4 protein-coding genes are annotated in these 4,776 nt (G+C 48.8%); 3 read left to right on the top strand and 1 reads right to left on the bottom strand.

Annotated features, from left to right (window positions below; all coding sequences use genetic code 11):
* Positions 1-251 precede the first annotated feature (251 nt).
* From PHC90_14470 to PHC90_14460, 3 genes are read left to right on the top strand one after another with little or no spacing between them, the layout of a single operon-like run.
* The gene (locus tag PHC90_14470; GenBank protein MDD3847549.1) at positions 252-2,360 is read left to right on the top strand and encodes an ATP-binding protein; all 2,109 of its coding nucleotides are present in this window, start codon (positions 252-254) and stop codon (positions 2,358-2,360) included.
* A complete protein-coding gene (locus PHC90_14465; GenBank protein MDD3847548.1) occupies positions 2,357-2,746 on the top strand; it encodes a response regulator in 390 nt (129 codons plus the stop codon). Before PHC90_14470 ends, PHC90_14465 begins: the two co-directional genes overlap by 4 nt.
* Positions 2,747-4,261, top strand: coding sequence for a response regulator (locus PHC90_14460; GenBank protein ID MDD3847547.1), 1,515 nt, complete (start codon positions 2,747-2,749; stop codon positions 4,259-4,261). It abuts the gene before it with no gap.
* Positions 4,262-4,582: 321 nt separating this feature from the next.
* On the opposite strand, the gene PHC90_14455 is transcribed toward PHC90_14460, so the two are convergent.
* Positions 4,583-4,776: hypothetical protein (locus PHC90_14455; protein ID MDD3847546.1), on the bottom strand; the 194-nt coding region annotated here is incomplete at its 5' end.

The raw sequence follows: 4,776 nt of genomic DNA, 5'->3' as shown, positions 1-4,776 counted from the left end.
CGGTCCGAACATGGTCGCACAACCAAAACCCCCTGCGCAACCGCTCACCGCCCCACGCATGCCTTGCAGTACACGAATCATATCGCCGCCACAGCGATAAGTCAATGGACACCGTTCCGGGGTAATGCATGATTACCAGAGGTGATTCACTCCAATTACTTGCCGATGTATTTTTACTTGTTCTCCTTATGTGAGGTCCGCGCGGGACCCCATCCTTCCGTGCAGGAAACTGTTGAGCGGAACATGTCAAAGTGGGATATAATACTTTTATGAGATTGCAGTATCCTTTTAGAGAAAAAGGTGCGGTTGTACTACTTTCTTTATTAATATTCCTCGCCGGCCTGATTTTTACGTATTGGTTTGCGTTGTTGCATCACAGGGCTGATATCAACCATGAGCGCACAGTGATCACTGCCAGATTAGACAAGGCGCGGGGAGAAATCAGCCGAAAGCTATACTCCCTCATTCAACTTTCGCAGGGGCTTGTCAGTCTTGTGAAGATCCAGAACGGGATCACAGAAGCCCAGTTTGTATCTATGGCACGGGAGATCGTGGCCAGTGAACCCAGAATTAGAAATATAGCCCTTGCTCCCAAGAATATCATTCGATTTGTGTACCCAATGAAAGGAAATGAACGTGCTCTCGGTTTGGATTACCTTAAGACTCCCGGTCAACGTGAAGCGGCATTGAAGGCTATCCGGGAGAAAACAACAGTCGTTGCCGGGCCGGTCGATCTTGTGCAGGGTGGGGTGGGCATTATCAGCCGCACCCCGATATTTCTGAACAATTCTCCTATCTCCCCCGGCGAGTCACTCTACTGGGGTATAGCCTCAACAGTCATCGATTTTGATACATTGATCAGGAGCGCCGGGTTTACCAGCGGAGCAACCCAGAATATACGTTTTGCCCTTCGAGGCAAAAACGGTCTGGGCGCAGACGGCGCGACATTCTGGGGCGACGGCGGGATATTTCCTATGGATCCCGTACTTATGGATATCACGCTCCCCTCAGGAAGCTGGCAGATAGCCGCGCTGCCAGCGAGCGGATGGCCCGCATTTAGCCCGCTGAGGTCCTTTTATTTTATTTTTGGAAGCATCTTCAATCTGATCTTTTCCATTCTTGTCTTTCAGCTCCTTCGGATCAACAACACTCTGCGGAAAGAGATCAAGGAACGGCTTGATGCCGAAAACGCCCTCCGCCAGAGCGAGGAGAAATACCATAGTATCTTCGAAAATGCTGTCATGGGGATTTTCCGAACCACCCCGGATGGTCGTTACTTGAGTATCAACCCCACCGGCGCCAGGATGTACGGGTATAGGTCGCAAGAAGACATGATCCAATCGGTCGCAGACATGGCCCGGCAGATATATGTTCACGCTGAAGACCGGGAACAGTTCAAAGAACTGCTGGCAAGCACCGGATTTGTTGAAGGTTTCGAAACGGAGCATTACACAAGAAACGGAAGCAGGATATGGGTCTCCATGAATGCACGTGTCATCCGTGACACGTCGGGCACCATACTTTACTATGAAACCACTTCTCAGAACATCACTGAGCGCAAACTGGCGGAGAAGGAACTGGATGAATACCGGCTTCACCTTGAAGACCTCGTTCGAACAAGGACACAGGAGCTTGAAAAAGCGAAGGAAGCAGCCGAAGCAGCCGACAGGCTGAAATCAGCCTTTCTCGCCACCATGTCCCATGAACTCCGTACACCTCTCAACTCCATCATAGGCTTTACCGGCATTCTGTTAAGAGGGCTAGTTGGACAGCTCAATGAGGAGCAGAAAAAACAATTGAATATGGTGCGAAACAGTGCGCACCACCTGCTGTCACTGATCAATGATGTGCTCGATATCTCAAAGATAGAGGCAGGGCAGCTCCAGGTTGAGCATGAACCATTCGACCTGCGCATATCAATTCAAAAAGTCGAGCAGACCGTCCGGCCGCTTGCCGAGAAAAAAGGTCTGGGCTTAACCATCGATGTTGCTTCGGATATAGGCATAATAAGAGGTGACATGCGCCGGGTTGAACAGGTGCTTCTCAATCTTTTGAGCAATGCCATCAAATTTACCGAACAGGGGGGCGTGACTGTAAACTGTTCAGCCAATGAAGGGATCGTTATCACACATGTAACAGATACCGGCATTGGTATTCGCAATGAGGACATTGAAAGGGTCTTCAAACCATTTCTCCAGATCGACAGCGGTTTAGCTCGCAAATACGAAGGGACCGGGTTGGGCCTTTCCATTTGCATGAAACTTGTGCAGCTGATGAATGGAGATATATGGGTTGAAAGCACATGGAAAAAGGGGAGCACCTTCAGTTTCAGTCTTCCAATAGAGAGGGGTTTGCCATGAAGAAAAGAATCCTTATTATCGAGGACAACGAACAGAACCTCTATCTCATATCGTTTATCCTGAAGAAGTATGGTTATGAGGTCTTCGCGGCGCGAGATGGGCAGGAAGGGATTGACATGGGGTTCTCTATAAAGCCGGATCTCATCCTTCTTGACATCCAGTTGCCCGTCATGGACGGTTACGCTGTTGCGCGTGCCTTAAGGCGGAATTCAGGTCTTGCAGACACACCCGTAGTTGCGGTGACGTCCTATGCCATGCCCGGTGATAAAGAGAAAGCAATGGAAGCAGGTTGCAGCGGCTATATTGAAAAACCGATCGATCCCGACAATATTGGTGCCCAGGTGGAAAAATATCTGTCCATGGGCATAAACAAAAGCGAGGAATAGATGCAAAAGAAAGTCCTCATTGTCGACGACAACAGCGACAACCTTTATATGCTGAAAAGTTTATTGGAGAAAGAGGGCCTGGATATCATCATGGCGGAAAATGGCAAGGATGCCCTTGAGAAGGCCCTTGCGGACTCTCCTGACATGATCGTTTCAGACATTTTAATGCCGATCATGGACGGCTATGCCTTATGCCGGCGCTGCAAATCAGATGAGCGGCTCAGGCATATCCCGTTCATATTTTACACGGCCACATATACGGAACCAAAAGACGAAAGATTTGCACTGGATCTCGGCGCGGAACGCTTCATTCTCAAACCTCAGGACCCGGATATATTGATGGATATAGTGAATGAACTATTGGAACAAAAGGATGCGGCAAGGCCCGAACCGATAAAGCCACTGGGTGAAGAAATGGAGTTCTTCAGACGGCATAACGAGATCCTTTTCAGTAAGCTCGAACACAAAATGCTGGTTTTGGAGACCACAAATCAAATGTTGAGGGAAAAGGAAAAGGAAATTCGGAGGAATGAGCAATTCCTGAACAGCATCATCGAGAACATCCCGGATATGATCTTTGTGAAAGAGGCCGAAACCCTTTGTTTTGTAAAGCTCAATAAGGCGGCGGAGAGTCTTTTGGGGGTGAACAGACAAGATATGATCGGCAAGAGTGACTATGATTTTTTCCTTAAAGATCAGGCGGATCTTTTTACAGAAAAGGACAGGGAGGTGCTTAAAAAGAAACAACTCGTCGATATTCCCGAAGAGTCCATTCATACAAGACATTTGGGAGAGAGGATATTGCATACAAAAAAGATCCCCATAATTGAAAGTGAAGGGAAAGAGGTCTATCTCCTGGGCATCTCTGAAGACATCACCGAGCGCAAGGAGACCCAAGAAGAACTGAAGCGGACCATGGAGAAGTTAAGAAAGAGCCTGGTGGTGACCATCCATACAATGTCAATGATGGTAGAGGCAAGAGACCCCTACACCGCTGGCCACCAGAGAAGGGTGTCAAATCTTGCCCGCGCAGTTGCTAAAGAAATGGATCTTTCAGAAGCCGTAATTGATAGCGTCAGAATGACAGGCAGCATCCATGATATCGGCAAAATATCAGTACCCGCTGAAATATTGAGCAAACCCGGCAGATTAACAGAGATAGAACTCAGTCTCATAAAGGTCCATCCCCAATCAGGATACGACATGCTGAAAGACGTTGAACTGCCCTATCCCATAGCGGAGATAGTCCTCCAGCACCATGAGAGATTAGACGGCTCCGGATATCCCCAGGGATTAACGGATGGCGAGATCCTCCTGGAGGCACAGATACTTTCCATAGCCGACGTCGTCGAGGCCATGGCATCCCACCGTCCCTACAGGTCGGCCCTTGGGATCGATGCAGCTCTTGAAGAGATAGAGAAGAACAAGGGCATCCTCTATGATGCCGATGCGGTTGACGCGTGTCTTAGACTGTTCAGGGAAAAGGGTTTCGAATTTCAAACAACGGAATCATAATTTGCTTTTTTTCTACCCGTAATAGTTGTCTTCCTTATTAATAAGGTTTGTTTATTTGCTGGTGAAACAGCTATTTTGAAGGCTGAACTCTGCTTCAGAGTGATCTCTTACATATACCTCGATCTGTTCCCGGTATCCTTTATCATTACGTATTTTCTTACAGGAAGCGCAGACAGGCGCCAGGGAAACATTCCGGGTCTTTCAGGCAGCATAAAGAAGATCAAAACAGTTCGCCGCTCCAGGGCCAATCTGGTGACAGTGCGTCACAACCGACGTCATGAACCTGGAAGCAAGCTGCAGATGACCGGGATCTGGATCGGCTCAGCAGCCCTCGTTTGTTCTGCCTGTCAGTTCGGCAAACAGTTCTTTGACGGTTGTAAGCTTGTCAACACGGTAACCATTGACGCCGACCGTGTAGAGGGGCGCCTCCTTGTCAGGGTTGTACCCGGCGGAGCTGAGGAGGCCATTACAGATGCAAAAACTTCCGCCGTCGTCAAGTCGTGCACGGCATTGGT

This window comes from Syntrophorhabdaceae bacterium, from assembly GCA_028698615.1.
Taxonomy (GTDB): Bacteria; Desulfobacterota; Syntrophorhabdia; order Syntrophorhabdales; family Syntrophorhabdaceae; genus Delta-02.
Note: the sequence above shows the minus strand (reverse complement) of the source record. Positions and strands in the feature narration are given on the sequence as shown.